This window comes from Hyphomonas sp. (assembly GCF_013823385.1).
In the GTDB taxonomy this organism is placed as follows: Bacteria; Pseudomonadota; Alphaproteobacteria; order Caulobacterales; family Hyphomonadaceae; genus Hyphomonas.
The window spans coordinates 63,187-88,744 of the sequence record NZ_PNMA01000014.1; the positions used below are offsets into that span (position 1 = coordinate 63,187).

The window sequence follows — 25,558 nt, forward strand, 5'->3', positions numbered from 1 at the left end:
CGAGTGGCGATTCGCAGCCTCCTTTATCTATGCTGCGTGACAGTATCGCGACGAAGCCTTGTTCAGGTCCCGCTGGCCTCCCAATAAGCGGCCCATCTGGCGGTAAGCGCTGCCGGTTTCTCAGCGGCGAGCAGGCGCGAGATGCGCTCGGCCTTCTTCAGAAGCCTTTTCTGATCCCGTGCGGTAGCGCGCAGAAGGGTTTTCAGAGTGCCCTTGTCCAGCCGGTCTTCAGGCAAAGCTTTGAGCGCGGCCACAAGCAGTTCGCTGTCGCGCCAGTCCCCCAGGCTTTCGGAGAGCCGGTTTGCCATGCGGGCGTGGCCGTCCATGGCATCCGGGCAGATACGTCCCAGCAGAAGGGTATGGTGCCAATGGCTCTTGGCGCTTTTCCGCCAATCATGGATCGCTTCTTCCTCGCCCGTGCGGATCGCCTCTGAGAAGTTTCGCCTCAGCTTCCGGTAGCTGCGCTTGAGGCCGGGCTGCAGCGCGTCGAAGCCTTCCGCACGAATATCCCAGCCGGCGGCCCGTTTGGCCGCGCTTCGCATATCGCGTCCGAAGGTTTTCAGGAGTTTGGAGGTTGCCACGGCGCCGCTGGGCGCGCCGGTATTACCGGCGAGGGCGGCTTCAGCATCGGCGAGCGTCTCTGGCGGCAGTTTCAGGCTCCGCAGGCTATCCAGGATGGCGCCAGAGTCCCGCGCTTCAGAGAGATTGCGGGCTGCGTCTCTCAGGGCAGCATTCTCAATTGACGCCTCATCAAATACCGGTCCGATGAGGCGGATCAGGGAGCGTAGCCGCTTGGTGCATTTGCGCACCTCGTGAACCTTCCGGGGGGCTGGCAGATCTGCAGCGGCAATGACCTCTGCTATCCGCGCAAATTCTTCCCCGGCGATGCGCCGGACGCCCTCTTCAACCGTCTCGCTGCCTGGTTTCAGTCGATAAGCCATGGTGTTGCGATCTATCCTCCCTCCGCGTCCGGCAGGGGCAAGCTCTCACAAGCTGGGCCGGGCTGCCAATCTGATCGCTCTCAGGGCGAGTGCGATCTACAGAATCCTGTCAAAAATCTACATGTCTTTGCCGCGAATCCGGCGATAAGGGATCATGCTTCAAAGCCTTCAGACCCTCTCCAATGGCATCGCCCTTATAACCTGCGCCATGGCGATCGGGGCCTCCTGGGTTGCCGCGATCGCGTCTCCCAATTGCAGCTTTGACAAGCTGACCGGGGCGCGGGCCGACACGCATGTGCGTGAACTGCTGTACCGGACGGCAACACCAATTGCCGGTATGATGCTGGTATCCGGCGCGCTTTTCCTGCTGGCCACCAGCTGGATTGCTGGCACGGTGGCCTTGGTGTCCAGCTTTGGGTTCTTCTCGACGCGAATGATGCTTGCGCCGAAGGAAGGCAAGAACCCCAAGGGCGTCCGCACGCGCCGCAAGGAACAACGGGGCAGTTCGGTCATGCTTTCGCTGATGTTCACGGTCGCAGCAGCGGCGGCTGCAGTTCTGGGGCTTTTCGGCCTCTAGGCCATCACCAGCCAGAGACAGCCCATTTCATGCAGTTTCCGGAAGCTCTCCGATGATCGCTGCGCGGCAGACTTTGCCAGCCGGCCGGCCGTTTTCCTGTTGGCAGCGAGCATCATCACACAAATGATTAGCCCAAGCCCGGCCATCCACCAGCCGACAACCAGGGCTGCAATGACGCCCACCAGACAGGCCAGATAGGCCAGCCCGTCGAGGATGCGCAGGCGAATGTGCAGCCAACGGCCAAAGGGTTTCAGCAGTTCCGGGTGGCGGTGCAGCGTTTCGGCATCAATGGCGAAACGGGTGCCCGGCGTATTCTCGAAGATCAAGGCCCGGGTCATTCGGCCATCGTCATGTGGGTTGGGCTGGCAGCTCAGAAACATCAGCAAAGCTCCGGGCAGGATTCTCCCCTGAAGAGAATAGCTACCTTCGGAATGTTAACTCTGTGCGGGCTGCGGCACGGAAGTTTCAGGGTTTTTCAAGACTTTCGGTTAACCCTCATATTTCCCCTGGGGTAAGTCCTGGCTGGCGAAACCATTTGCCGGAGCGTTTTTTGGGGCGTACGCTGCACTGCAGCAAAAAGGGTTTGAAAGACGATGCTCTATTCCCTTGTCGAACTGAACCGGGTGGCCATGGCGCCGATGCGGCTTGCCGCGCGGGCGGGGCGCGCGGCGCTGAACTCCCCGTTCAACCCGATGGGCCATACCAGCTATGGCAAGTCCCTTGCGGCGATGGCGGATGTGTTTGAAAGCGCGACGCGCTATTACGGCAAGCCGGAATGGCGCATCTCGTCTGTCCGGATCAACAGCATTGATGTCCCGGTTGAGCCTCAGACTGCCTGGCGGTCTCCCTGGTGCGGCCTCGTTCATTTCAAGAAGGACGCGGATCGCCTTGCCCAGGCGCGCCGCATGGACGCGGCGCCGCTGCCGCGTCTGCTGATTGTGGCGCCGCTTTCGGGCCATTATGCAACGCTGCTGCGCGGAACCGTCGAAGGTTTTCTTGAGACGCACGATGTTTACATCACGGATTGGACCGATGCGCGCATGGCGCCGGTGTGGCTCGGCCGCTTCGATCTGGATGATTATATCGACCATGTCCGCAAGATGCTGACTCATCTGGGCGGGGGGGCGCATGTGCTCGCGGTCTGTCAGCCCGGGCCGCCGGTCCTCGCCGCCATCTCGATGATGGCTGAGGATCAAGACCCGGCGCTTCCGGCGACCATGACTTTCATGGGCTCGCCGATAGATGCCCGCCGCTCGCCGACTGTTCCGAACAAGCTTGCCGAGGAACGCCCGTTCGACTGGTTCGAGCAGAACATGATCTATACCGTGCCGGCGCCCTATCCGGGTGTTCTGCGCCGCGTCTATCCCGGCTTTGTGCAGCTGGCCTCATTCATGAACATGAATTGGGACCGCCATGTCGATGCGCACTGGAAATTCTTCAATCACCTGGTTGGGGGCGACGGCGACAACGCCGCCAAGCACCGTGAGTTCTATGATGAATACCTCTCCGTCCTGGATCTGACGGAAGAGTTCTACCTGCAGACCATCCAGCGCGTGTTTCAGGAACATCACCTGCCGCGCGGTATCTACAAGTACCGCGGCGAGCGCCTTGTGAAACCGGAAGCGGTCCGTACGGTGGCCTTGATGACGGTGGAAGGTGAGAAGGACGATATTTCAGGTATCGGTCAGACCCAGGCTGCGCACGACATCTGCAAGAATATCCCGGAAGATATGCGTACGGACTATATTCAACCCGGTGTTGGCCATTACGGTGTCTTCAACGGATCGCGGTTCGAAACCGAGATTGCGCCTCGGGTCACTCAGTTCACCCGCCGCTTCACGGTGCGCGAGAAGGAAGAAGCCGCTCAAGCCGCGACTGTTTCAAAACGCCGGTAATCGCTCTCAGGCGCACACCGTCGCTTCGAAATCCAGCAATTCGACTTCGGGGCTGAGATGGCCTTCCTTGTGCGGCTCTTCGCTGGCCAGCGCGGTGGAAAGGTATTTTTTGTTATCGTCGCAGAAGACGGTGGCGACGCACGCCGCATCCCCCAGCTTCTCCGCGGCGATCAGGGCGCCTATGAGATTTGCGCCCGAAGAAATGCCTACGCCAAGCCCCAGTTCGCGTGCCAGACGCTGCGCCATGCGGATGGCGTCGCCGTCAGACACGGCGATCACCTCATCAAGCTGATCCAGCTTCACAAGCGCCGGAATGAAATCATCCGAGATGCCCTGGATGCGGTGCTGTCCCACCTTGTGGCCCGTGGAGAGGGTGGGAGACTCCAGCGGCTCAAGCGGGTGAATCCTTGCCTTCGGGAACGCTGCCTTCAACGCGCGGCCAACACCCATTACGGTTCCGCCCGTGCCGACACCCGCCACAAAGGCATCAGGTTTTGCGCCGAGACATGCCAGCTGATTGATCAGTTCACGGGCTGTCGTGTTGGTGTGGGCGGCTGAATTGTCGGCGTTTGAAAACTGACAGGGAAGGAACACATCGTTCCGGCTGGCAGCCAGCTGCTCGGTGGCCGCAATCGCGCCGATAAAACCACCCGCCTCGCGGCTGAGGAGGTTGAGGTTCGCCCCCAGGCTGCGCAGCAGGTTCTTGCGTTCATCGCTCATCCAGTCCGGCATGAAGATCTCAACCGGATGGCCAAGCGCGCGGCCAAGGGCGGTGAGTGCGATGCCGGCATTGCCGCTCGTGGCTTCCGCAATCGTATCGCCGGGCATCAGCGCGCCGGAGCGATAGGCGCAGGCGAGGATCGACAGGGCCATCCGGTCCTTGATGGAGCCGGTCAGATTGTAGTGCTCTGCCTTTGCGTGGATGACGCGTTCCCGGCCCCGGAACCGCAAGCGGATAGACAGCATCGGCGTGCGCCCGATCAGGGCGGAAAGCGCCTTCAGCCGCGCCTCCTGGCAAGCGGGGGCCGCGTGGGGAGACGTGATGGCTGGCTGCTGAAGAGTGGAGGCGGGCTGAGGCATATGAGGAGAGTCTCATAGCGCGCGTGTAAACTCATCTCATGAAGTCACCTATGAATGCCATTGTATGATAATAAATTTCGGATAGTAATCCGAAATATGGAAAATATTGACGATACCGATCGGGCAATTCTGCGTCTGCTCCAATCAGATGCCAGCATATCGCTCGAATCGATGGCCGATCGTGTCAGCATTTCGGTCAATACGTGCTGGCGGCGCGTGAAGCGGCTGGAAGAGGCGGGCATTCTTTCCCGGCGGGTCGCGCTGATTGATCCGGAAAAGGTGGGGTTGGCCCAGACGGTGTTCGTCGCCATCCGCACCCGGGACCATTCTGCTACCTGGCTCCAGCGCTTTGCCACAGCGGTCCAGTCGATCCCGGAAGTGATCGAGTTCTATCGGATGGCAGGAGATGTCGACTATCTGCTGAAAGTTCAGGTGCGCAGCGTGGCGGACTATGACCGCGTTTACAAAGCGCTGATCGCCAGGGTCGATCTGGCGGATGTCAGCGCCACCTTTGCCATGGAGTGTCTGAAAAACACGACCGAATTGCCGCTCTAGTACGCCGCAGCCGGCACGGGCAGCATCAGTTCCGGCATCAGGCAGCTCGGCAGGGGTTCGCCAGGGCCGGTTTTCGTCAGCCCGGCTGGCTGGCGCAGATAATTGCGCATCGCTTCGGTCGCGGCCCGGTCAAAGCTCTCGATGGCGGCAGGCTGCGCCGTTTCCCGCAGAATGCGTGCGTCCCGGCAGGTGCGCTGTTCCAGGATTGTCAGCGCTGAAGGGGCGCGGCCGGTTCGCAGGGCTCTCAACGAGGCCCGCATCGGATCGGGCCGCAGGACGGCCGCCGCCGGCAGGCCCGGCCCATCCGGTACAGCGAGCCACAGCGCATGCACGGACGCGTCAGGATCCTGCTGGGGGAAGCTGACCGCCAGAATGACGCCCCCGCGTGACTTTCGGATGTCAAAATTGGTCATTCCGCGCGCGGTCAACGCTTCCAGCCACTGACTGATCGCAAGGTTGCGTGCTTCAAGCGCTTCGCGTTCTTCGCCTGCGGCCAGCAGGGCTACAGATTGGTCAAGCCGCTGAACGGGGGAGAGGTGCGCGCCGCGGGCAATGGCGTCCTTGTAGTGGCTCACCGCATCGGCTGCGATGCCGGCATCCATGGCACTGCGCGCTGCGATCAGATGGGCGTCGCGGGCTTCAAAACGGTCTGGGCAATTGGCAATAAAGCTTTCTGCGGTGCGCTTCAGATAAGCGGGCGTGGCCTCTTCTGCGGGCTCAAGAACGGCTGTCTGAAACCGCGCAACGTCGCTGAGGCCACAACCGCCCTGCGCCGCAGCCCATAACGGTGCCGCTGCCAAGGCTATGAAAATAGAAGAAAATTTCGTCCAGAACCTGTGACCAACCATACCCAGCCTCCCGCGCCCAGAGGCGCTGTTTCAGGAGTAACGGTGCAAGGCCTATGCCGGTTCCCTCAGTCGGACGGATGGATGCCGGAAGGGTCTTTCAGAAGGTGAATATGGTCGTGATCATGATCATGGGCGTGGTCATGCCCGCCATGGCCATGCAGCGGCGTCAACAGGAGAAGCATGGCGATCAGAATGCCCGCGCCCAGCGCCGCCACACCGCGAAGCGGCGGCTCTTCCTTCAGCGGCTGCATCAGGGGGCCCGTCGCCACATAGACCAGCAGACCTGCCGAAATGGCGTAGAGCGCGGCGACGACATCCGGGCCGAGCCCGGTGAGGAAAAGCCCGCTCACCAGCGCTCCCAGCGGCGTTGTCGCCCCGGCGGCCAGGAAGGCCCAGATGACGGCCTCCCGGACCCGGAAGCCGTGCCGGGCAAGAATAGCAAAGGCGATCACGCCTTCGGCAAATTCATGCATGATGAGCGAGGTAGACGCGTAGACGCCTGCTTCGAAACTTGCCGCAAACGTGACCGAGTAGATCACCCCGTCTAGGAAGGAATGCAGCCCGACCGCCAGCAGCGGCGTCAGGGCCTGTGATCGCCCGCCAGCCTTCTCCGGAAAGATCGCGGTGATACCGGAACTCAGCAGCAGGCCGCCGAAGAACCCCACGAGCATGAAATAGGGCGCGCGGCCATTCATCGCCAGCGCTTCGGGCGCAATGTGCAACAGCGTCAGGGAGATCAGCATCCCCCCGGCCGCCAGAGAGAACAGGCCAGATTGGCGCGCGGTCCATTCGCTGCGCACGGCAACAGCAATCAGGCCTACCGAAGTGACCAGAGCTGCAAGCAGTCCGAAGAGGATTGGCGCCTGAAGAGAAAGGGGCATCCGGCGGCGTGTGTCCGATTTGCTGCGGCCTGAAAAGGGGGCAGGGGTTGAAGAAGGGCTGCGCTTGTGCGCTCGGGCACCTTGCGAAAAGTGTTATAATGTTTCACTCTGCCGCCTGCCAGTAATTTTTGCGGTGCGGGCCCGTTTTCCTTCGGGCCGTGCCGCCATGCCCGGAAAAGTCAGGAGCTGTTTATGACCAACCTTGCCCGTGTTTCGCTGCCATTGCTCGCTGGAGCGGCCCTTTCGGTGCTTGCGGCCTGCGGTCCAGGCACGCCGCCCCCTGCGGCGCCCGGCCCCGTCGAAACGGGCGACACGCTGTCAGCGGAAGTTCCTCTGGAGGACAGCCATGACGTGCACGCAGAAGGTCATGCCGAAGGCGAAGCCCATGACCACGACGAGGGAGAGGATCACGATCACGACCATGAGCATGCCGGCGGAGCGGCCCATGTGCACGGCATCGCGGATCTGGCCTTCGTCATAGACGGCAGAAAGCTGACGGCAGAGCTGGTTTCGCCGCTCGCCAATTTCGGGCTCTCCGAGGCAGACGGTGTCTTCACTCAGGATGTCACCGCCGCGCTGCCGGGTCTGATCACGCTGACTGGCGGGAATTGCACCGCTGAGACCCCCGCTGCCAAGGTGGACACCTCCAGCGGCCACACGGACGGCCATGTGAACTTCAGCTGGACGTGCGCTAATGTGGGCGCCGTAATGTCTGCCCGTTTTGCAGGCTTCAGCGCATTTCCGGGCTTCGAGAAAGTCAATGCCGTATTTGTGACTGACACAACCCAGAAAGCCGCAGAGCTCACGCCTTCCTCCCCGGAGCTTTCCCTGAAATAAGAGCGCATGGCTGATCCCGTAATCGATATCGAAGGGCTGCGCTTTGCCTGGAAGAGCGGCCCGCAAGTGCTCGACATCGACGCGTTCCGTGTCGAGGCCGGTGAGCGCGTGTTTCTCCGGGGGCCTTCGGGCTCCGGAAAATCGACGCTTCTTGGCTTGATCGCTGGCGTGCTTCAGCCCCAGGCAGGGCGCATCAGTGTTCTGGGGCAGGATATGAACAAACTGCCTGCCCCGCGCCGTGACCGGCTGCGGGCGGACAGGATGGGCGTGATCTTCCAGATGTTCAATCTCGTGCCTTATCTCTCGGTGACCGGGAATGTGTTGCTGCCGCTGCGCTTCTCACCCGCCCGCCGCAAGGCCGCCGGAAATGATCCGCAGGCGGAGGCGCGCCGTCTGCTCGCCCGGCTTGGCCTTCAGGATGAAAGCCTGCTGGAGCGGCGCGTGTCAGATCTTTCCGTCGGCCAGCAGCAACGCGTGGCCGCCGCCCGCGCCTTGATCGGTAGCCCCAGCCTGGTGATTGCGGATGAGCCGACCTCCGCCCTGGACGCAGACGCGCGCGACCGGTTCATCAATCTACTCTCGGAGGAAGTCGAACGTTCCGGCGCCAGCCTCCTCTTCGTCAGCCACGACGCCTCCCTTGCGGGCCTCTTCACCCGCGCTGCCGATCTCACCGTAATGAACAGGGCGGGGGCGCCGGCATGACCGCTCTTTTTTCCCTCGCCTGGGCCAGCCTTCTCAATCGGAAGGGCTCCGTGATCCTCACTATCGTCGCCGTGGCGCTTTCCGTTGCGCTGTTCCTGGGGGTCGAGAAGGCCCGCAGTGGCGCGCGCGAAGGGTTCGAGAACACGATCTCTGGAACCGACCTGATCGTCGGGGCGCCGACGGGGACGGTCAATCTTCTGCTCTATTCGGTGTTCCGCATGGGCTCGGCCACGGCGGAAGTTTCCTGGCCAACCTATCGTCAGATTGCGGAGCGTCCGGATGTTGCCTGGGCCGTTCCGATCGCGCTGGGAGACAGCCATCGCGGCTACCGCGTGATGGGCACCAGCACCGATTATTTCGAGCACTACAAATATGGCGGCGGGCAGCCACTCGAGCTGGCCGAAGGCGCGATCTTTGATGATCTGTTTGACGCCGTGATCGGCGCGGATGTGGCGCGCGAACTTGGATACGAGATTGGCACGCCGCTTGTTCTCACTCACGGTATTGGCGCGGCAGACCTGGGCTCGGGCCACGAGAACCGCCCCTTCCGCGTATCGGGCATTCTCAAATCCACCGGCACGCCGGTGGACCGGACGGTGCACGTCTCACTGGAAGCCATCACCGCTATTCATGTCGGCTGGGAAACCGGTGCCAAGAACCCGCTCGCCGATTCCATCCCCACCGAGATGATCCGCTCTTTTGACCTCACGCCCAAGACCGTGACGGCGATCTTCGTTGGCCTGGAGCGGAAAGGCACGATCCTGACCACCCGCCGGCAGATCAACACCAATCGCGGCGAGCCGCTGATGGCAATCATTCCGGGGGAGGCGCTGCGCGAGCTATGGGGCGTCACCTCGATTGCCGAGCGCGCCCTGCTGGCGGTGTCCGGGTTCGTGATCGCGGTCGGTCTTGTCTCTATCCTCACCTCGATCCTGACGAGCCTCAATGAGCGGCGGCGCGAGATGTCCATCCTGCGGGCAACGGGCGCGCGGCCGGGGCATATCTTCTCGCTGCTGGTGCTCGAATCCGGCCTCATCGGCTTCATGGGCGCCCTGATCGGCATTGTCATCGTGCATGGCATGTTTGCCGCGATCGCGCCCATGCTGCAGGCGCGCTACGGCGTCGCCTTCGGCGCCGGCGGGCCTGGCCTGCTCGACCTCTATGTGCTGGGCGCGGTGACCCTCGCCTCCCTCGTGATCGGGGCGGTGCCGGCCGTGGCGGCCATGCGCCGCTCGCTGGCAGATGGGCTCAGCGTCCGTTTGTAACAGCATTGTGCGCTGGAACTGTGGGCGCGGGCGTTTTAAACAGGGGGAATGAAAACGACATCTCTCCCAGGCTTCGCCTTCGCAACTTTTGCTTTTGCCCTTGCTGCTGCCTGCGGCGGGGCCTCCAGTTCCGGCACAGCTGAAGCGGCCCCGGCAAAGCCCGCCAAGGAAGCGCCCGCCGAGGCCAAATCGGAAGGCCCCAAGGTTGGCGACAAGATCGGTCAGAGCGCAGCCGAACGCGCCGCTGCCCGGGCTGAGGCCGCCAAGAAGCGCGCCGAGGAACAGGCCCGGAAGGATGCTGAACTCGCTGCCCGCGGGGTGAGGCGGATCGGCTGGGAAGACCTGATGCCGGAAGGGGAGGAGGAACGCCTCGCCCAGATGTACCAGGCCCAGATGGCCATGCTCTACTCCGGCGCAGGCATTGCCGAAGGCTCTGCGGCCGACACAGCTGTTCAGATCGGCACGTTCAACACGGTCAAGGAACTCAACGGCAAGAAGATCCGGATCCCCGGCTATACCGTGCCGTTCGAATATGGCGCCGACGCGCAGATCAAGGAATTCCTGCTTGTGCCTTATTTCGGCGCCTGTATTCACGCGCCACCGCCGCCCCCAAACCAGACCGTGTTCGTGATGTCGGAGAAGCCGATCAAGATGAAGGACCTGGCCCAGGCCGTCTGGATCGAAGGCACGATCCACACCCAGACACAGGAAAGCGAACTGGCGGACGCGGCCTACACGATCACGCTGACCGCCATCGAGGAATACACCTACTGATGACGCCGCCGGTAAATCTGGACGCGGTGCAGGTCATCGCATGGGATTTTGACGGCGTTCTCAACAGCAATATCGAGAAGGGTGTTTTCGCCTGGTCCCGCAATTTTGAGCAGGATCTGGGGCTCTCGCTTGAGTCCTTCTCGAGCTACCTTTTCGCGGGCCGGTTTCAGAAGGCGATCGTAGGACAGGCCTGTCTGGTCGAGCTGGTAACCGAATGGGCCGAAGCGAATGCCGCGGCCGGGCGCGCTGCGGAGATCCTCGACTACTGGTTCGAGCGTGACGCGCTGCCGGATCACCGGACCCTCGCGCTGTTCGGACCGCTCAAGGCGCGGGGCGTGCGCCATGTGATGGCGACCAATAACGAGATCCATCGTACCTCCTACATCGAGACCAAAATGGGATTTGGCGATCGTGTAGAACGTATTTTCGCTGCCGGCCGGATGGGAATCGCCAAGCCGGATACGGATTATTTCGGCCATATCGAAGCGGAATTGCAGGTCGCGCCGGAAAGCCTCCTCCTGGTGGATGATATGGAGGAGAATGTCGCTGCCGCCCGGCGCCGGGGCTGGCAGGCGTTCCATTTCACTGAAGGCGCGCATGATCTTCTGGAACAGTCGCTAGGCCTGCAGCAGACATTCTGAGCCTTGAAGCAAGAAGGGCGACCCGACAGGCCGCCCTTCCGCACTCTACGCGGTACTCTACTATCCGCAAAGTAGCAGCAGACTGCTTAAAACTTTGCGAACCCTGTTTTCCGCGAACTCCCCTTACTGGTTCTTGGCCAGCAGGTTGCGGATTTCTTCCAGAAGCACTTCCTGGCGCGGCGGGGGTGGCGGCGGGGCAGCCGCTTCCTTCTTCTTCAGCGTGTTCATCCCCTTGATCACAAAGAACAGCGCGAACGCCATAATCGCAAACGAGATGAGCGCATTGATGAACTTGCCATAGGCAATCACCGGCGCGCCGGCTTCCGACGCGGCGGCCAGAGAGGCATAGACTTCGCCGTTCAGGGAAATGAAGAGGTCGGAAAAATCGCTCCCGCCCATCAGCATGCCGAGGGGCGGCATCATGATGTCGTTCACGAGCGAGGTGACGATCGTGCCAAACGCGCCGCCGAGGATGAAGCCGACGGCAAGATCGACGAGATTGCCCTTCAGGGCGAACTCTTTGAATTCCTTAAGCATACTAACCCCTTCCCTTTGGCAGGACGCAGCCAGAGTTTGAAACAGAGTTCGCGGGGTTTGGCCCGACCGTCAAGGCGCTGCATCAGGCGCGCGAAAGGGGCGCTGCCTATCTCGCCTCGGGATCATTGCCGCCATTAACGCGGGCGCGCAGTTCCTTGCCGGCCTTGAAGAAGGGGACTGCCTTGGCAGGCACTTTCACAGGCTCGCCGGTGCGGGGATTGCGGCCCTTGCGGGCGTCCCGCTTGCGCACGGAGAAGGCCCCGAAGCCGCGCAATTCAACCCGGTCGCCCCGGGCCAGCGCTTCGCCAATCTCGCTGAGGATAACGTTCACGACCTTTTCAACGTCTTCGTGACGCAGGTGCGTGTTTTCCGCCGCGAGTTTCTCTATGAGTTGGGACTTGAGCATCACATTGATAATAAACGCATTTGCGGCGGGAGCGCTAGGCCCCCGCCGCAAACATTTCGGGAAATTTAGGTTGCCGGCCCGGTTTCAGCCAGGCCCGCCGCCAAATGGTCTACCTCAGGCGAGGGATTCGGCCTGATCTTTCCAGCCATCGCGCTCGAAACGGCCCTGGATTGCCAGTTCCTCTTCGAGGTCTGCGATCTGCTCGTCGGAGAGCGCAGCGATCTGCCAGAAGTGGTAGATGCCCGCTTCGTTCAGCTTCTTCTCGAATGCCGGGCCGAGGCCCTTCAGCTTCTTGAGGTCGTCAGCTTCGCCTTGCGGCGCATCCAGACGGCCACGGTCATCGAGGGCATCGGTGTCCGCAGCGGCTTTCGGCTTGCCTTTCGACGAGGCCAGGGCAGCGCCCAGAATGTCGCCCAGCGAAGCGCCTGCATCCGCAGAGCCGTACTGTGCAACGGCTTCAGCTTCTTCGGCGATCTCCAGAGCCTTGATCGAGAGCGAAACGCGGCGTGTTGCGCGATCCACCGTAACGATCTTGGCGTCGACCTTGTCACCGACAGCAAAGCGCTCGGGGCGCTGGTCGGCGCGGTCGCGGGAGAGGTCGGAGCGGCGGATGAAGCTCTTGACGGCAGGGGTGCCGAACTCGACTTCGATGCCGCCCGAGGTGATTTCCGTCACGGTGCAGGTCACGGTTGCGCCGCGCTTGAGGCCACCGCCGGAAGACTCGCCACCGCTGCTGCTGACAGCAGCCTCGATCGGGTCACCGGAGAGTTGCTTGATGCCCAGCGAGATGCGCTCCTTGTCGACGTCGACATCGAGAACCTTCGCTTTGACGCGGTCGCCCTTGGTGAAGGCTTCGATCGCCTGATCGCCGGATTTGTCCCAGGCGATGTCGTTGATGTGCACCATACCGTCGAGGTCCGGGCCGAGGCCGATGAAGAGGCCGAACTCGGTGATCCCGCGCACTTCGCCTTCGATTTCGGTGCCAACCGGGTTGGCCGCGAGGAAGGCGCTCCACGGATTGTCCATGGTCTGCTTGAGGCCAAGCGAGATGCGGCGCTTTTCGCTGTCAACGTCGAGCACTTCCACATCGACTTCCTGAGAGGTCGAGAGGATCTTGCCGGGGTGGACGTTCTTCTTGGTCCAGCTCATTTCGGAGACGTGGATCAGGCCTTCCACACCATCTTCCAGCTCCACGAAGGCGCCGTAGTCGGTGATGTTGGTGACCGTGCCCTTGAGGCGGCCGCCGACCGGGTAGCGGGACGAGATATTGTCCCACGGATCGGTGCCGAGCTGCTTCATGCCGAGCGAGATACGCTGGGTTTCCGGGTTGATCTTGATGATCTGAACTTCGACTTCCTGACCCACTTCGACCACCTGCGAGGGGTGGTTGATGCGCTTGTAGGACATGTCGGTCACGTGCAGCAGGCCGTCGATGCCGCCGAGGTCCACGAACGCACCGTAATCGGTGATGTTCTTGACGATACCCTTGCGGACGTCGCCTTCAGCCATGTCGGAGACGATCTCGGCGCGCTGTTCGGCGCGGCTCTCTTCGAGGATCGCGCGGCGCGAGACAACGATGTTGCCGCGAACGCGGTCGAGCTTGAGAACAGCAAAGGGCTGAACTTCACCCATGAGCGGACCGACATCGCGCACCGGGCGGATATCGACCTGGGAGCCGGGGAGGAAGGCGTTTACGCCGCCGAGGTCGACGGTGAAGCCGCCTTTGACGCGGCCGGAGATGGCGCCCTTGACGGGCTCGCCTTTGGAGAAGCTGCGTTCCAGCTTGACCCAGCGCTCTTCGCGGCGTGCCTTGTCGCGCGACAGAACGGCTTCGCCGAGCGCGTTCTCGATCCGGTCGAGGTAAACGTCGATCAGGTCGCCGGGGGCGGGCTGCTTGTCTTCAAGCATGAATTCTTTGGTCGGGATGCGGCCTTCGGTCTTCAGGCCGATGTCGACGACGACGGAGTCATTGTCGATGCGCAGGACGGTGGCCGGGATAACCTGGCCTTCCTGCATGGCAGATGCCGCTGCCGAGGACTCGAACATCGAGGCGAAATCGGCAGAGGAGGGGTTCATTTGGTTGGTCATGGGGTCTCCGGAGAGGGCCAAATGGTTCAAGGCAGGCCAGCACCATTGCCGCCTGCGCACATTCGACCCGTCATGTGGTCTTTCAGTATCTGAAGCGGGCACCGCCTGTTTGGATTGAGGCTTTCCCCTTGCGGGCGCCCCTCAGGCAGTCTTTCCCTTGGCGAGAGCAGCCTCGACGGCAGCCATCGCCCTTTCCACAGCCGCGTCTATAGTGAGATCAGTCGTATCAATCAAGATGGCATCGGCTGCCATCGCGGCGGGGGCGTCGGTGCGCCCCTGATCGCGGGCATCTCGGATTTTCAGCTGTTCGATCACCTGCTCCAGGGTCACATCCTCGCCATTGCCGACGAGTTCTTTCCAGCGCCGCTCGCCCCGCTGGCGCACATCGGCGTCCACCCACAGCTTCACATCCGCGTCCGGGGCGATCACCGTGCCGATGTCGCGCCCGTCCAGCAGGGCGCCGCCCTCGCGGGTCGCAAAGGCCCGCTGCAGCTCGAACAGGGCCTGCCGCACGGAAGGTATCGCAGCCACGACGCTTGCGGCCTTGCCCGCTTCGGCCGAGCGCAGCTCGTGCTCCACGAAGTCGGTCAGGTCCAGCATCCGGGCCAGGTCAGAGAGGGGGCCGGCGGCGTCCAGAGGCACACCCTGCTTCAGGGCAGCCACCGCCACCGCGCGATAAAGCCGGCCGGTATCCATGTGCGGCAGCCCGTAATGGGCGGCCAGGCGCCGCGCGATGGTGCCCTTGCCGGAAGCTGTCGTGCCGTCGATCGCGATAATCATGACGGCGGGGAGTGAGCCAGCCCCGCCCCCAAGTCAAGAAGGTCTCAGGCTGTTGCCGCTTCAGCCACAAAGCCCTTCCAGGTCTTCATATAGTTGACGAAGACCGGGCCCAGACCCTCGGCCACCAGATGCGCTTCGGGCACCGGCAGGGCGATCGGCTGGAAGTTTGCGTCCGCCGCCACCTTTTTTGGGAAGTCATGGTGCAGGATCGCGCCGCGGCCGATCACGACATAGTCGAGCCCGGCCTCCATTGCGCGCCGGCAGCTTTCGCCGGTGGTGAGCTTGCCGGCGGCGCCCAAGCGGCAATTGCCGCGCGGCAGGCCGGTGAACCACTCTACCAGCGGGCGGCCCTTGAAGCTCGGATCTTCGGGTTCCTTGAACGTGTCCCACAGCGACATGTCGAGATAATCGATGTCACCGCTGGTCATCAGCTCGCTGGCGAGGCGCCGGATTTCGCCGATGTCCATGCCGAAACGCTCCGGCGAGAGACGCACACCGAGTGAGAAGTCCTTGCCGCATTCGGCCCGCACGCCCGCAATAATGTCGCTCAACAGCTTGGTGCGGCCCTCATAATCGCCGCCATACTCATCCTCGCGTTTGTTTATGTCGGCGCTGATGAACTGGCAAAGCAGATAGCCATGCGCGCCGTGCAGTTCCACGCCGTGGAAGCCTGCCTTTTCGCAGCGCTTGGCCGCCGCGATGAAATCATCGGCCACCTGTCTGACTTCGTCCAGTGTCATCGCCCGGGCGCCGGTTTCCGTGTCAGCTGACGGGCAGAGTGGGGCGCGTCCACCGATCAGCTCCTTTGGTGTGCGCATGCCGGCATGGTGCAGCTGTACCACCGAATGCGTGCCCTCGGCATTCAGCGCCTGGGCGAGACGGGTGAGGCCCGGCAGGTGCTTGTCGTCAAAGGCGCCGAGCTGGCCGGGAAAGCCCTGGCCATCGGCCTGCACATGCGCGGCGCAGGTCATCGTCAGGCCAAAGCCGCCTTCGGCGCGCTTCACCAGCCAGTGAAATTCATCATCGCTGAGCGTGCCATCAGCATGGCTCTGCATATTGGTGAGCGGGGCGAGCATGAAGCGGTTCTTCATGGCCGGGCCACGGGTGAAGGTCAGGGGATCAAACAGCGTTGTCATGCGCTGACTTTGGCGCCGGAATTTCATCCGTCAATTTTTGCCGTAGGGGCAGGTGTCAGTTGCGGATGTCCGCGCCCAGCGCCGCCATATGGTCCATGAACTCCGGATAGCTCGTATCGATCATGGAGATGTCGTCGACGCTTACGGGCTTCTGCGATGCTGTGCCCATGACCAGCGCGCTCATGGCGATGCGGTGGTCGTGGCGGGTTTCGACGAGGCCGCCGCCCGGCACCGGGCCGCCGCAGCCCTGCACGGTGAAGCCATCCTCGGTCTCCTCCACATCCACGCCATTGACGCGCAGCATGGCAACAATCGCCTTGATCCGGTCGCTCTCCTTGACGCGCAGTTCGTCGGCGCCGGTCACGCGCGTCTCGCCGGTCGCGAAAGCGGCCAGCACGGCGAGGATCGGGAATTCGTCGATCATCGAGGCAACGAGGCGCTCGGGCACAGCGATGCCCTTCAGGCCGGCATAGCCGGCATGCAGGTCGATCAGGCGCTCGCCGGCTGCTTCGCCGCGTTCTTCGGCGCCGAGGCCTGCGCCCATCAGATCAACCGCGTCATAGAAGCCCGACCGGGTTGGGTTCGACATGACATTTTCAACGGTCACATCGCCCTGCGGGGAGAGCAGACCTGCCGCGATGAGGAAGGCGGCCGAGGAAGGGTCGCCCGGAATGGCGGCGTCGATCCCGTAGAGGCGTTGGCCGCCCTTGAGGCCGATCTCATGCGCGCCGCCCGGTTCCATGCCGAAGGTGAGCTTCGCGCCAAAGCCCTGCAGCATCCGTTCGGTATGGTCGCGGGTGGCCTTCGCCTCGACCACAACGGTTTCGCCTTCGGCGTTGAGACCGGCGAGCAGCACGGCAGATTTCACCTGCGCGCTCGCCTGGGGCGGGGCATAGTGGATCGCTTGGAGGGCTTTTGAGCCGGTCAGCGTGAAGGGCAGCTTGCCATCAGGGCCGGCGGTATCCTTCAGGCCCATCTGGCGCAGCGGATTGAGCACGCGGTTCATCGGGCGCGAGCAGAGCGAGGCGTCGCCTGTCAGGGAGGCGGTGAGGTCATACCCGGCCATCACACCCATCAGCAGGCGCGAGCCGGTGCCGGAGTTTCCGAAGTCCAGAACACTTTCAGGTGAAGAGAGGCCCTTCGCGCCAACCCCGGTCACCTCCCAGGCGCCCGGCCCGGTGCGCGTCACGGTTGCGCCCATCGCCTGCATGGCCTGGCCGGTGCGCAGCACGTCATCGCCTTCCAGGAGCCCAGTGAAGCGGCTTTCACCTTCGGCGAGGCCGCCAAAGATCAGCGCGCGATGGCTGCAGGATTTGTCTCCGGGCGCGCGAATGGCGCCGGCGAGGCGTTTGACCGGGTGGCTGGTCCATACCATTGGGGAAAGGTCTCGTCAGAAAGGCGGGTTGCAGATGTCAATTGGGGCTTTGACAGCGCGGGGCGTTCATGGCAAGCGCGCCGCCAACTTCCAATTGGCTTTTTGCCCCAAGAGGAGCGCGCAAGCCCCATGTCCAAGGACAAACTCGGAACCAAGCAGGTCTGCCCGTCCTGCGAGTCTCGTTTCTACGATCTGAACAAACGCCCGGCCGTCTGCCCCAAATGCGGCAACGAGTTCGACCCTGAAGACGAAGTGATCCGCACGACCATCACCAAGGTGAAGGCGAAAGCGGCCCGCGCTGCTGTGAAAGCTGCAGACGAGGACGAAGACGACCTCGAGGAAGAGGAAGACGCCGTCATCCGGGATGACGATGAGGACGACGTTGTCGAAGCCGACGATGAGGTCGAGGACGACGAGGAAGACGCCAAGGAACTCGGCGCGGAAGACGATGACATCGTTCTGGAAGGCGCTGAAGATGAGGACGAAGAAGGCAAAGTGCCTGCCGGCTTCTCCGAGGACGGTGTCGATGAGGATGAAGACGACGATATCATCATCGCAGACGATGATGAGGAAGACTTCGAAATCGACGATGATGAGGACGGTGATGACGACCTCGAAATCGCCGATGATGACGAAGACGATGATCGGTGAAAAAGGGGCTTGAAAGCGGATCAGCGCTCGTCTAGTGCATCCGCTTCCCGGTCCGGGGCCATAGCTCAGTTGGGAGAGCGCTTGCATGGCATGCAAGAGGTCAGGGGTTCGACTCCCCTTGGCTCCACCAGGACCCCACTTTTCCGCAACACGGAAAAGTGAACGAAGAGGCCGCCCCGCACGGGCGGCCTTTTGTTTTTCCGCCGCAGCCGCAGCCGCAGCCGCAGCCGCAGCCGGAGCCAGACCCAGACCCGGACACTTCCGGACATTCCTGGACAAATCCGGACACTTCCGGACAATCCTGACCGTTTGGCGGGCAGGCTGGGAACATTTCGGGCAATGGCGCGGCCGGTAACGGTCCTTAAGGGGTTGCCGCTATGATGCCGCATCAAGGTGCTTGAACCGGCCACAATGCAGGCCCACCTTTCCTGCATGGCAAGGTGGCCAGTGAGCCCTCTGCCAGCGACCCCGCCGGGGCGCGGAAAGGAGTGGACTGATGACGACCGAAATCAAGACTGACCTGTTTGAGAAAGAAGCTCTCGTCTATATCCGCCACATGGATGTGGGTGAGATCAGCGGCCTTCTGCCGCCTGACGCGCTCGCTGACATCGACGACCCGGATGACCTGTTCATGGTATTCTCCGCCGACGGCCAGCGCCTTGCCATCGTCGAAGGGCGTGACGCAGCCTTTGCTGCCTGCCACGCCAACGATCTCCGCCCGCTCAGCGTCCACTGAGCCGGTAACAGGCGGGCGCGGAGTTCTGCTTCGCGCCCATCTTTGCTTTCCCCACCCTTGCTTTTCCCCGGATTGAAGTTGACACTCGCGTCATAACAATCCCGGGGAGGGACCCATGACAATTGATCTGCGCGCTCTTGGCAGCGCTGCCATTCTGCTGGCGCTGGCCGCCTGCTCGCCCACCACAAGCGACAAGGCGGGCGCCATCAGTGAATTGCCCGCGCCGCTGTCTGCCGAAGGCGATTTCGGCGCAACGCTGCAGGCGGCGCTGATCGCGGCCAAGCCCGGTGAGACGATCGTGCTGCCGGAAGGCACGTTCCAGCTCATCGACGGCCTTTCTCTGGATGTCGACGGCGTTACCCTGCGCGGGGCGGGACAGGACAAGACGATCCTGGATTTCACCGGCCAGGAGGGGGCAGGCGAGGGCCTGCTGGTAACCTCCGATGATGTGACCCTGATGGATTTTGCCGTCCGCAACACCAAGGGCGACGGGATCAAGTCCAAGGGCGCCGATCAGATCATCTACCGTTACCTGACGGTGGAATGGACCGGCGGGCCGGACGAGACCAATGGCGCTTATGGCGTCTACCCGGTCGAGTCGAAGAATGTGCTGGTGGAGAATGTCACCGTTCGCGCGGCTTCGGATGCGGGCATCTATGTCGGCCAGTCGGACAATATCATCGTCCGCAATTCCGTGGTTGAATATAATGTGGCCGGCATCGAGATCGAGAATTCGATGAATGCCGATGTCTATGGCAACATCGCCCGCAACAATACCGGCGGCATCCTGGTGTTCGACCTGCCAGACCTTCCGGTAACGGGCGGCAATTCCACCCGCATCTTCGACAATGAGATCAGCAGTAACAATACGCGCAACTTCGCCCCTGCCGGCAACATCGTGGCGAGCGTGCCTTCGGGCACCGGCGTCATCGTGATGGCCAATCAGAATGTGCACGTGTTCGACAACAAGTTTGACGACAACCGATCGGCCCATGTGCTGATCATGTCCTATTCGCTGCCGTTCACGGATGAGCGTTATAATCCGCTGCCGCGGGATCTGGTGCTGCGCGACAATTTCTATGGCGCGGGCGGCAATGATCCGCAGGGCGATCTTGCCCCGCTTGCAGCTGCGCTGGGCGGCACGCTGCCAGCGATTGTCTGGGACGGGGTGGACCGCTGGGGCGAGGGCGCGGCGCAGGATGTGAACCTTGCGGTGCTGGAGGGGCCGGAAGCCGGCTTCATCAGCTTGGGGTTGGGCAAGTATCCGATTGATCCGGCCGCGATGGCGCCGTCTCCGGAACGCCCGGCGGCCAGCGCGGTTGCCGAGCCTGCCGCCATCGTTCTGCCGCAAGCTGACCGCTGACGCCGCCGCACCGATGAGACGGCTGGTCCTGCTTGCCTCGCTTTTCCTGCTGGCGGCCTGTGCGCCGGCAGGGAAGGGCGCGCGGGGGCCAGATATGGGCGTGATCCTGGCGGATGACCCGGCGCCCAGCCTTTCCGATTACGGACTGTTTGCCGATATGGCCACCGGGGCGCCTGCGCCCGGCGTTCTGCCCTATGACCTGATCAATCCGCTGTTCACCGATCACGCCGCCAAGCACCGCTTCGTGTTCGTGCCCGGCGGCCAGACGGCGGCCTATCGCGAAACGGAGGTGTTCGATTTCCCGGTCGGTTCCGTGCTGGTGAAGACCTTTGCCTTTGCCCCCGACATGCGCGCGCCGGAGGATGGCCAGTGGCGGGTGGAGACGCGCCTCCTCATTCACAAGGCGGGCGGCTGGGCGGCCTATCCCTATGTCTGGAACGCGGCGCAGACCGAGGCGGTCTACAGCCCTGCCGGCCAGCGGATCGGCATCGAGACGATCAGCCCGGATGGCGCGCCGCTTCAGCTGCGTTACGCCATGCCCAATCAGAACCAGTGCAAGACCTGCCATCAGACGGGCAAGGATATCGCCCCCATTGGCCCGAAGGCGCGCCACCTCGCCCATGAGGGCCAGCTTGCCCGCTGGGAAGCGGCGGGCATTCTTTCCGGCTTGCCGGAGGGTGTGGCGGGAGAGCCTTACGCCTTTGATCCCTCCGCGCCGCTCGATCTGCGGGCGCGGGCCTGGCTGGACGTGAACTGCGCCCATTGTCACAAGGCGGACGGATCGGCATCCAATTCCGGCCTCTGGCTTTCCTCCACCGAGACGGGGCCTGCGCGGATCGGCATCCTGAAACATCCCGTGGCCGCCGGGCGCGGCTCGGGCGGGCTGAAACAGGTGATCGTGCCGGGCGATCCCGATGCCTCGATCCTGCTCTACCGCATGGCCTCCACCGAGCCGGGCGTTGCCATGCCCGAGCTTGGCCGCAGCGTCACCGATCCTGACAGCCTCGCCTTGATCCGGGAATGGATTGCGGCGATGGAGACCGAATGACCGTTCGTATCCTTGTCGATGCCGATGCTTGCCCCGTGAAGGACGAGATCTACATGGTGGCCCTGCGCCATCAGGTGGCAGTTGTCGTGGTGGCAAATTCCTATCTGCGCATTCCCGAACACGCCCTGATTTCGCGCAAGATTGTCAGTGACGGCTTCGATGCGGCCGATGACTGGATCGCCGAAGCGGCCGGGCCGGACGCGATTGTGGTGACGGCGGACATTCCCCTGGCTGATCGCAGCCTGAAGGCCGGGGCGCGTGTGCTCAGCCCTTCGGGCAAGCCGTTTACGGACGACTCCATCGGCACGGCGCTGGCCACACGGTCGATCATGGCAGACCGGCGGGTGGGCGTTGCCGGGATCGGGGCAGGCGGGCCGGCGCCCTTCAGCAAGGCGGACCGTTCACGCTTCCTTTCGGCGCTGGATGCCGCCATTGTGGCGGGCAAGCGCGCGCAGGGGTAAGCGGCGCCTTTGACTTGCGCTTAACGCGCGCCGTGATAAGGGCCGCTATATGAACCAGATCACCCTCCATAAGGGCGACCTTCCCGAAGGTCTCGACCTTGGCCCCGTGATTGCCGTCGATACCGAGGCGATGGGCCTGAACCCCCTGCGGGACAATCTCACCCTGGTGCAGATCTCTGCCGGCGACGGCAAGGCGCACATCGTGCAGCTCAGCCGCGATTATGACTGCCCGAACCTCAAGGCGCTGATGACCGATCCCAAGGTTCTGAAGATCTTCCATTTTGCCCGGTTTGACGTGGTGATGATGAAGCGCTGGATGGGCATCACCTGCGCGCCGATCTGGTGCACCAAGATCGCCTCGCGCCTTGCCCGGACCTATACTGACAAGCATGGGCTGAAGGATGTGGCCCGCGAAGTGGCCGGTGTGGACATGTCCAAGGCGCAGCAGAGCTCCGACTGGGGCCAGGACAAGCTAACCGACGCGCAGATCCAGTATGCGGCCAGCGATGTGCTGTATCTGCACCAGATCAAGGCCGGTCTTGAGGCCATGCTGGAGCGTGAGGGCCGCAGGGAGCTGGCCGAGGCCTGCTTTGCCTTCCTGCCGGTCCGGGCGGACCTTGACCTCGCCGGCTGGCCGGACGAGGACATTTTTGCTCACAGCTGAGCAAAGTCTCGCCGATACCTGTCTTCTCGTGCTTTCACAGGGCGGATATCACGGGTAAGACTCCCGGTTGACTGCAGTTTAGCCGGATTTTGCCCGCCTCCATGGACGCAACCCGCCACAATGATCCGATTTCGCTCTGGGCGCCCCGGCGGCAGCTGACGCTGGCGCAGGCGCGGCGCCGGTCTTCGCGGGTGAAGTATCTGCGCTATGGGCTGGTGGCGGCCGCGGCCGTCTCCATCGGGCTTTTCCTCGGCTATATCGTGCGCAGCGCCATCAATCAGGAAAGCCGCCCGCCGCCGGTGGACGACACCCAGGCGGTGACGATGATCAATCCGCGCTTTACCGGGCGCGATGCGGCCGGCGAGATTTTCACGATTACGGCTGACGCGGCCAAGCGCCGGCGCTCCCGCGACGGGGCGGTGGATCTGATCGGGCCGGTGCTGCGCGATTCCAAGGGCACCGAAGTGCAGGCCCCCTCGGGCTTCTATGACCGCGATACCGGCATTCTGGAACTCTACGAGGATGTCCGCATCTCCGACGCGGCCGGTTACATGTTCAATTCCCAGGGCGCCCGCCTGCATGTCGCCGAAGACCGTGTCGAAGGCCTTTCGCCCTTGCAGGGCAGGGGCCCTCTTGGAGATATCCGGGCAGACTCGTATGAAATCCTTGATGGCGGTGATCGCATCGTCTTCAAGGGCAATGTCCAGACAGTGATCTATCCCAGCAAGTCCGAACCATCGGCAGGAACGCGTGAAGGTGAATAAGATGGCACTCCTTAAGGCAGCCGGTATCGGCCTTGTGCTTGGCCTTTTGATGGGCGTGCCGGCCCAGGCGCAGATCTCTTCGGAGGGCGGGCCGATCTATATCAATTCCGAACGGACCGAGAGCCTGGAGCGCGAGCGCAAGGTGCTGCTGGTGGGCAATGTCGACATCCGCCAGGGCACGGCGCGCCTGCGGGCAGATACCGTGACCATCCTCTTCACCGGCCAGCCGGCCCCCGGCGCCAGCACCCAGGGCGTGGCGGCCGGCTTTGGCGAGGTCCAGTCGATCCTGGCGGAAGGCAACGTCTACTATGTGACCCCAGAACTTAAGGCCAAGGGGGATCGCGGGATTTACGAACTTGCCACCGACACCATCACCATGACCGGCAATGTCGCCCTGATGCGGGACCGCGACGTGGCCGAGGGCCAGCGCCTGAAAATGGAGATCAGCAATCGCCGCACCACGCTGGAAGGCGGCGGCGGGCGCACCCGGATGGTGATCGATCCGGACAGCCAGCCTCAGACGAACCGGTGAATTTTGACGGAATCCTGAAGCCGATCTTAAGCATGACGGTCTAGGGTAGCAGAGGGCGGCGATACCGCCCCACGTAAAGGGAATGACCAGATCATGAGCGAACCGGCCGAAGGCCTTGTCGTCAGCAACCTCGCCAAGGCCTTTGGCAAGCGTCAGGTTGTGCGCGATGTTTCGCTCTCCCTTGCGCGGGGAGAAGTCGTCGGCCTGCTTGGACCCAACGGGGCCGGCAAGACCACCTGCTTCTACATGATCATGGGGCTGATCGGAGCCGATTCCGGTTCCATTTCCATCGATGGCGAGGATGTTACCCGCCTTCCGATGTATCAGCGCGCCCGTCTGGGCGTGGGGTATCTTCCGCAGGAAGCTTCGATCTTCCGGGGAATGACAGTAGAAGAGAATGTGCTCGCCGTGGCGGAACTGGTCGAACCCGACCGCGCCGCGCGGATGGCACAGGTCGATGGCCTGCTCAGCGAGTTGCATGTCGAACATCTGCGCAACCAGCCTGCCACCTCCCTGTCGGGCGGTGAACGGCGGCGCGTGGAGATCGCCCGCGCGCTCGCTTCCCGTCCGAGCTTCATGCTACTGGACGAACCGTTCACCGGCATCGACCCGCTCGCCATCTCCGACATTTCCGAACTTGTCCGCTATCTGAAACAGCGCGGCCTGGGTGTTCTGATCACGGATCACCAGGTGCGTGAAACGCTCCAGATCGTGGACCGGGCTTATGTCATGTATGATGGTGAAGTTCTGTTCACCGGCACGCCAGAGGATGTGCTGAAGAATGAGGATGTGCGCAGGGTCTATCTGGGTGAACAGTTCGCCGCTTGATCTCAGGGGGCGCGGCCGATGGCCATGAAACAATCACTCGACATGCGCCAGGGCCAGTCCCTGGTAATGACGCCGCAGCTTCAGCAGGCGATCAAGCTTCTTCAGTTGTCGAACCAGGAGCTTTCCGAATTCATCGAGGCCGAGCTTGAGCGCAATCCGCTGCTCGTGAAGATCGAGGATGAGGGCGCTGGCGCGGCCGCCGAAGGAAGCGATCCCAAGAGCCGCGAACAGCTGACCCTCGACGAGCGCTCCGGCCTTGGCGAAGCCCGCGACCAGCTGGACGCGCCGGGTGAAGACGTGTTCGAGCCGGGCACGGGCTCTGATGCGGCCCTGGCCGCCGATGCGCGCGGGCCGTCTGCCACCACCGACTGGTCGGGCGCCTCCAATGGTCCGGCCTCGGAAGATTTCGATTATGCGGCCAATGTCTCCGGCGATGTGACGCTGCATGAGCATCTCCATTCCCAGCTGAGCTTTGCGGGCCTTTCGGCCGCTGACCGGCTGATCGCCGCCCGCCTGATCGACGAGATGGACGAGACCGGATACCTGCGCGCGCCGCTGGAGGATGTGGCCAAGGCGCTGGGCGCCGACATCGCCAATGTTGAAGCCGTTCTCACCGTCTGCCAGGGCTTTGACCCGACCGGCGTGATGGCCCGCTCCGTGCCTGAATGCCTTGCGCTGCAGCTGAAGGATCGCGGCCGCCTTGACCCGGCGATGCAGGCGATGCTGGACAATCTGCATCTTGTGGCCAAGCATGACATGAAGGCGCTGATGGATGTGTGCGGCGTCGACAAGGCCGACATCCAGGACATGCTGCTGGAACTGCGCCAGCTTTCGCCCAAGCCGGGCGCGGGTTTTTCCAGCGACACCACGGTCGCCGTGGCGCCGGATGTGTATGTCCGTGAACTGCCCAATGGCATGTTTGCCGTGGAACTCAATTCCGACAATCTGCCCCGTGTGCTGATGGACAAGGCCTATTATGCCGAAGTCACCGCCCTGCCGATGCGCGAGAAGGAGAAGGAATTCATCTCCGAATGCGCCGCGTCGGCGAGCTGGCTGGTCAAGTCCCTCGACCAGCGGGCCCGCACGATCCTGAAGGTGGCGAGCGAGATCGTCCGCCAGCAGGATGGTTTCTTTGCTCATGGCGTGGCGCATTTGCGTCCTCTCAATCTCAAACAGGTGGCCGATGCCATCGA

General features: G+C 62.9%; 29 protein-coding genes and 1 tRNA gene. 19 read left to right on the forward strand and 11 right to left on the reverse strand.

Translation table 11 applies throughout. From position 1 onward, the window contains the following. Positions 1 to 62: 62 nt before the first annotated feature. On the reverse strand, positions 63 to 941 hold the full coding sequence (locus C0456_RS10210; protein ID WP_291051338.1) for a CHAD domain-containing protein: 879 nt from the start codon (positions 939 to 941) through the stop codon (positions 63 to 65). Between the two features lie 154 nt (positions 942 to 1,095). Here C0456_RS10210 and C0456_RS10215 point away from each other — a divergent pair, with 154 nt between their 5' ends. Then, positions 1,096 to 1,518, forward strand: a complete 423-nt coding sequence (locus C0456_RS10215) for a hypothetical protein (protein WP_291051341.1) — start codon at positions 1,096 to 1,098, stop codon at positions 1,516 to 1,518. Here C0456_RS10215 and C0456_RS10220 read toward each other — a convergent pair. Further along, the gene (locus C0456_RS10220) at positions 1,515 to 1,856 is read right to left on the reverse strand and encodes a hypothetical protein (RefSeq protein ID WP_291051344.1); all 342 of its coding nucleotides are present in this window, start codon (positions 1,854 to 1,856) and stop codon (positions 1,515 to 1,517) included. The genes C0456_RS10215 and C0456_RS10220 overlap by 4 nt on opposite strands. 255 nt (positions 1,857 to 2,111) lie before the next feature. Here C0456_RS10220 and C0456_RS10225 point away from each other — a divergent pair, with 255 nt between their 5' ends. After that, the gene (locus C0456_RS10225) at positions 2,112 to 3,413 is read left to right on the forward strand and encodes a polyhydroxyalkanoate depolymerase (RefSeq protein WP_291051346.1); all 1,302 of its coding nucleotides are present in this window, start codon (positions 2,112 to 2,114) and stop codon (positions 3,411 to 3,413) included. Positions 3,414 to 3,419: 6 nt separating this feature from the next. On the opposite strand, the gene C0456_RS10230 is transcribed toward C0456_RS10225, so the two are convergent. Next, positions 3,420 to 4,493 (reverse strand): PLP-dependent cysteine synthase family protein, encoded by a 1,074-nt coding sequence (locus C0456_RS10230; RefSeq protein ID WP_291051348.1) that lies wholly within the window; start codon positions 4,491 to 4,493, stop codon positions 3,420 to 3,422. 105 nt (positions 4,494 to 4,598) lie between these two features. Here C0456_RS10230 and C0456_RS10235 point away from each other — a divergent pair, with 105 nt between their 5' ends. After that, on the forward strand, positions 4,599 to 5,048 hold the full coding sequence (locus C0456_RS10235) for an Lrp/AsnC family transcriptional regulator (protein WP_367179246.1): 450 nt from the start codon (positions 4,599 to 4,601) through the stop codon (positions 5,046 to 5,048). Here C0456_RS10235 and C0456_RS10240 read toward each other — a convergent pair. Both C0456_RS10240 and C0456_RS10245 read right to left on the reverse strand, forming a co-directional pair. Next, entirely contained in the window at positions 5,045 to 5,848 is an 804-nt protein-coding gene (locus C0456_RS10240) for a hypothetical protein (protein WP_291051354.1), read from the reverse strand. The genes C0456_RS10235 and C0456_RS10240 overlap by 4 nt on opposite strands. A gap of 113 nt (positions 5,849 to 5,961) precedes the next feature. Then, complete coding sequence (locus C0456_RS10245) at positions 5,962 to 6,777, reverse strand: ZIP family metal transporter (protein ID WP_291051357.1); 816 nt, start codon at positions 6,775 to 6,777, stop codon at positions 5,962 to 5,964. Positions 6,778 to 6,969: 192 nt separating this feature from the next. Between C0456_RS10245 and C0456_RS10250 the strand changes: the two genes are divergently transcribed. From C0456_RS10250 to C0456_RS10270, 5 genes are read left to right on the forward strand one after another with little or no spacing between them, the layout of a single operon-like run. Next, positions 6,970 to 7,614, forward strand: coding sequence for a DUF2796 domain-containing protein (locus tag C0456_RS10250; RefSeq protein ID WP_291051360.1), 645 nt, complete (start codon positions 6,970 to 6,972; stop codon positions 7,612 to 7,614). A gap of 6 nt (positions 7,615 to 7,620) precedes the next feature. Then, entirely contained in the window at positions 7,621 to 8,316 is a 696-nt protein-coding gene (locus C0456_RS10255; RefSeq protein ID WP_291051363.1) for an ABC transporter ATP-binding protein, read from the forward strand. Next, positions 8,313 to 9,581 carry an ABC transporter permease gene (locus tag C0456_RS10260; RefSeq protein WP_291051366.1) on the forward strand — a complete coding sequence of 423 codons (1,269 nt, stop codon included), beginning with the start codon at positions 8,313 to 8,315 and terminating at the stop codon, positions 9,579 to 9,581. The genes C0456_RS10255 and C0456_RS10260 overlap by 4 nt, the downstream gene beginning before the upstream one ends. A 48-nt stretch (positions 9,582 to 9,629) precedes the next feature. Continuing rightward, positions 9,630 to 10,355 carry a DUF3299 domain-containing protein gene (locus C0456_RS10265; protein WP_291051367.1) on the forward strand — a complete coding sequence of 242 codons (726 nt, stop codon included), beginning with the start codon at positions 9,630 to 9,632 and terminating at the stop codon, positions 10,353 to 10,355. After that, the gene (locus C0456_RS10270; protein ID WP_291051370.1) at positions 10,355 to 10,996 is read left to right on the forward strand and encodes an HAD-IA family hydrolase; all 642 of its coding nucleotides are present in this window, start codon (positions 10,355 to 10,357) and stop codon (positions 10,994 to 10,996) included. Before C0456_RS10265 ends, C0456_RS10270 begins: the two co-directional genes overlap by 1 nt. A 123-nt stretch (positions 10,997 to 11,119) precedes the next feature. On the opposite strand, the gene mscL is transcribed toward C0456_RS10270, so the two are convergent. The 6 genes from mscL to aroA all read right to left on the reverse strand — a co-directional run bounded on the left by mscL (position 11,120) and on the right by aroA (position 17,318). After that, positions 11,120 to 11,533, reverse strand: coding sequence for a large conductance mechanosensitive channel protein MscL (mscL, locus tag C0456_RS10275; RefSeq protein WP_291051373.1), 414 nt, complete (start codon positions 11,531 to 11,533; stop codon positions 11,120 to 11,122). A 106-nt stretch (positions 11,534 to 11,639) separates the two neighbouring features. Continuing rightward, on the reverse strand, positions 11,640 to 11,939 hold the full coding sequence (locus C0456_RS10280) for an integration host factor subunit beta (RefSeq protein ID WP_367179244.1): 300 nt from the start codon (positions 11,937 to 11,939) through the stop codon (positions 11,640 to 11,642). 114 nt (positions 11,940 to 12,053) lie between these two features. Next, positions 12,054 to 14,027, reverse strand: a complete 1,974-nt coding sequence (gene rpsA / locus C0456_RS10285; protein WP_291051379.1) for a 30S ribosomal protein S1 — start codon at positions 14,025 to 14,027, stop codon at positions 12,054 to 12,056. 141 nt (positions 14,028 to 14,168) lie between these two features. Next, on the reverse strand, positions 14,169 to 14,807 hold the full coding sequence (gene cmk / locus C0456_RS10290) for a (d)CMP kinase (protein ID WP_291051382.1): 639 nt from the start codon (positions 14,805 to 14,807) through the stop codon (positions 14,169 to 14,171). Between the two features lie 44 nt (positions 14,808 to 14,851). Next, positions 14,852 to 15,943 (reverse strand): NADH:flavin oxidoreductase, encoded by a 1,092-nt coding sequence (locus tag C0456_RS10295; protein WP_291051385.1) that lies wholly within the window; start codon positions 15,941 to 15,943, stop codon positions 14,852 to 14,854. Between the two features lie 55 nt (positions 15,944 to 15,998). Further along, positions 15,999 to 17,318 (reverse strand): 3-phosphoshikimate 1-carboxyvinyltransferase, encoded by a 1,320-nt coding sequence (aroA, locus tag C0456_RS10300; RefSeq protein WP_291051386.1) that lies wholly within the window; start codon positions 17,316 to 17,318, stop codon positions 15,999 to 16,001. A gap of 129 nt (positions 17,319 to 17,447) precedes the next feature. Between aroA and C0456_RS10305 the strand changes: the two genes are divergently transcribed. The 11 genes from C0456_RS10305 to C0456_RS10355 all read left to right on the forward strand — a co-directional run. Continuing rightward, positions 17,448 to 17,969 (forward strand): TIGR02300 family protein, encoded by a 522-nt coding sequence (locus C0456_RS10305; RefSeq protein ID WP_291051390.1) that lies wholly within the window; start codon positions 17,448 to 17,450, stop codon positions 17,967 to 17,969. Between the two features lie 54 nt (positions 17,970 to 18,023). After that, positions 18,024 to 18,099 (forward strand) — tRNA-Ala (locus C0456_RS10310). Between the two features lie 366 nt (positions 18,100 to 18,465). Then, entirely contained in the window at positions 18,466 to 18,705 is a 240-nt protein-coding gene (locus C0456_RS10315; RefSeq protein WP_291051393.1) for a DUF1150 family protein, read from the forward strand. Between the two features lie 115 nt (positions 18,706 to 18,820). Continuing rightward, a complete protein-coding gene (locus C0456_RS10320; protein ID WP_291051397.1) occupies positions 18,821 to 20,068 on the forward strand; it encodes a parallel beta-helix domain-containing protein in 1,248 nt (415 codons plus the stop codon). A gap of 13 nt (positions 20,069 to 20,081) precedes the next feature. Continuing rightward, positions 20,082 to 21,116: an SO2930 family diheme c-type cytochrome gene (locus tag C0456_RS10325; protein ID WP_291051399.1), complete on the forward strand. Its 1,035-nt coding sequence runs from the start codon at positions 20,082 to 20,084 to the stop codon at positions 21,114 to 21,116. Continuing rightward, positions 21,113 to 21,577, forward strand: coding sequence for a YaiI/YqxD family protein (locus C0456_RS10330; RefSeq protein WP_291051401.1), 465 nt, complete (start codon positions 21,113 to 21,115; stop codon positions 21,575 to 21,577). The genes C0456_RS10325 and C0456_RS10330 overlap by 4 nt, the downstream gene beginning before the upstream one ends. A 49-nt stretch (positions 21,578 to 21,626) precedes the next feature. Next, positions 21,627 to 22,241 (forward strand): ribonuclease H-like domain-containing protein, encoded by a 615-nt coding sequence (locus C0456_RS10335; protein WP_291051404.1) that lies wholly within the window; start codon positions 21,627 to 21,629, stop codon positions 22,239 to 22,241. Positions 22,242 to 22,342: 101 nt separating this feature from the next. Continuing rightward, positions 22,343 to 23,005, forward strand: coding sequence for an LPS export ABC transporter periplasmic protein LptC (lptC, locus tag C0456_RS10340; RefSeq protein WP_291051407.1), 663 nt, complete (start codon positions 22,343 to 22,345; stop codon positions 23,003 to 23,005). 1 nt (position 23,006) lies between these two features. Then, positions 23,007 to 23,537 (forward strand): LptA/OstA family protein, encoded by a 531-nt coding sequence (locus C0456_RS10345; RefSeq protein ID WP_291051410.1) that lies wholly within the window; start codon positions 23,007 to 23,009, stop codon positions 23,535 to 23,537. A 93-nt stretch (positions 23,538 to 23,630) separates the two neighbouring features. Beyond that, a complete protein-coding gene (lptB, locus tag C0456_RS10350) occupies positions 23,631 to 24,365 on the forward strand; it encodes an LPS export ABC transporter ATP-binding protein (RefSeq protein ID WP_291051413.1) in 735 nt (244 codons plus the stop codon). Between the two features lie 24 nt (positions 24,366 to 24,389). Beyond that, positions 24,390 to 25,558, forward strand: a 1,169-nt coding sequence (locus C0456_RS10355) for an RNA polymerase sigma-54 factor (RefSeq protein WP_291051415.1), incomplete at its 3' end; no start/stop codon positions are given.

Excerpts from the sequence above, each read along its gene's own strand:
- C0456_RS10305 (WP_291051390.1), top strand. The coding sequence starts at position 17,448 with ATGTCCAAGGACAAACTCGGAACCAAGCAGGTCTGCCCGTCCTGCGAG.
- C0456_RS10320 (WP_291051397.1), top strand. The coding sequence starts at position 18,821 with ATGACAATTGATCTGCGCGCTCTTGGCAGCGCTGCCATTCTGCTGGCG.
- mscL (WP_291051373.1), bottom strand. The coding sequence starts at position 11,533 with ATGCTTAAGGAATTCAAAGAGTTCGCCCTGAAGGGCAATCTCGTCGAT.
- cmk (WP_291051382.1), bottom strand. The coding sequence starts at position 14,807 with ATGATTATCGCGATCGACGGCACGACAGCTTCCGGCAAGGGCACCATC.
- C0456_RS10270 (WP_291051370.1), top strand. The coding sequence starts at position 10,355 with ATGACGCCGCCGGTAAATCTGGACGCGGTGCAGGTCATCGCATGGGAT.
- C0456_RS10220 (WP_291051344.1), bottom strand. The coding sequence starts at position 1,856 with ATGACCCGGGCCTTGATCTTCGAGAATACGCCGGGCACCCGTTTCGCC.
- C0456_RS10250 (WP_291051360.1), top strand. The coding sequence starts at position 6,970 with ATGACCAACCTTGCCCGTGTTTCGCTGCCATTGCTCGCTGGAGCGGCC.
- C0456_RS10210 (WP_291051338.1), bottom strand. The coding sequence starts at position 941 with ATGGCTTATCGACTGAAACCAGGCAGCGAGACGGTTGAAGAGGGCGTC.
- C0456_RS10345 (WP_291051410.1), top strand. The coding sequence starts at position 23,007 with ATGGCACTCCTTAAGGCAGCCGGTATCGGCCTTGTGCTTGGCCTTTTG.
- C0456_RS10315 (WP_291051393.1), top strand. The coding sequence starts at position 18,466 with ATGACGACCGAAATCAAGACTGACCTGTTTGAGAAAGAAGCTCTCGTC.
- C0456_RS10295 (WP_291051385.1), bottom strand. The coding sequence starts at position 15,943 with ATGACAACGCTGTTTGATCCCCTGACCTTCACCCGTGGCCCGGCCATG.
- C0456_RS10335 (WP_291051404.1), top strand. The coding sequence starts at position 21,627 with ATGAACCAGATCACCCTCCATAAGGGCGACCTTCCCGAAGGTCTCGAC.
- C0456_RS10260 (WP_291051366.1), top strand. The coding sequence starts at position 8,313 with ATGACCGCTCTTTTTTCCCTCGCCTGGGCCAGCCTTCTCAATCGGAAG.
- lptB (WP_291051413.1), top strand. The coding sequence starts at position 23,631 with ATGAGCGAACCGGCCGAAGGCCTTGTCGTCAGCAACCTCGCCAAGGCC.
- rpsA (WP_291051379.1), bottom strand. The coding sequence starts at position 14,027 with ATGACCAACCAAATGAACCCCTCCTCTGCCGATTTCGCCTCGATGTTC.
- C0456_RS10325 (WP_291051399.1), top strand. The coding sequence starts at position 20,082 with ATGAGACGGCTGGTCCTGCTTGCCTCGCTTTTCCTGCTGGCGGCCTGT.
- C0456_RS10330 (WP_291051401.1), top strand. The coding sequence starts at position 21,113 with ATGACCGTTCGTATCCTTGTCGATGCCGATGCTTGCCCCGTGAAGGAC.
- aroA (WP_291051386.1), bottom strand. The coding sequence starts at position 17,318 with ATGGTATGGACCAGCCACCCGGTCAAACGCCTCGCCGGCGCCATTCGC.
- C0456_RS10215 (WP_291051341.1), top strand. The coding sequence starts at position 1,096 with ATGCTTCAAAGCCTTCAGACCCTCTCCAATGGCATCGCCCTTATAACC.
- C0456_RS10230 (WP_291051348.1), bottom strand. The coding sequence starts at position 4,493 with ATGCCTCAGCCCGCCTCCACTCTTCAGCAGCCAGCCATCACGTCTCCC.
- C0456_RS10225 (WP_291051346.1), top strand. The coding sequence starts at position 2,112 with ATGCTCTATTCCCTTGTCGAACTGAACCGGGTGGCCATGGCGCCGATG.
- C0456_RS10280 (WP_367179244.1), bottom strand. The coding sequence starts at position 11,939 with ATGCTCAAGTCCCAACTCATAGAGAAACTCGCGGCGGAAAACACGCAC.
- C0456_RS10265 (WP_291051367.1), top strand. The coding sequence starts at position 9,630 with ATGAAAACGACATCTCTCCCAGGCTTCGCCTTCGCAACTTTTGCTTTT.
- C0456_RS10245 (WP_291051357.1), bottom strand. The coding sequence starts at position 6,777 with ATGCCCCTTTCTCTTCAGGCGCCAATCCTCTTCGGACTGCTTGCAGCT.
- C0456_RS10255 (WP_291051363.1), top strand. The coding sequence starts at position 7,621 with ATGGCTGATCCCGTAATCGATATCGAAGGGCTGCGCTTTGCCTGGAAG.
- lptC (WP_291051407.1), top strand. The coding sequence starts at position 22,343 with ATGGACGCAACCCGCCACAATGATCCGATTTCGCTCTGGGCGCCCCGG.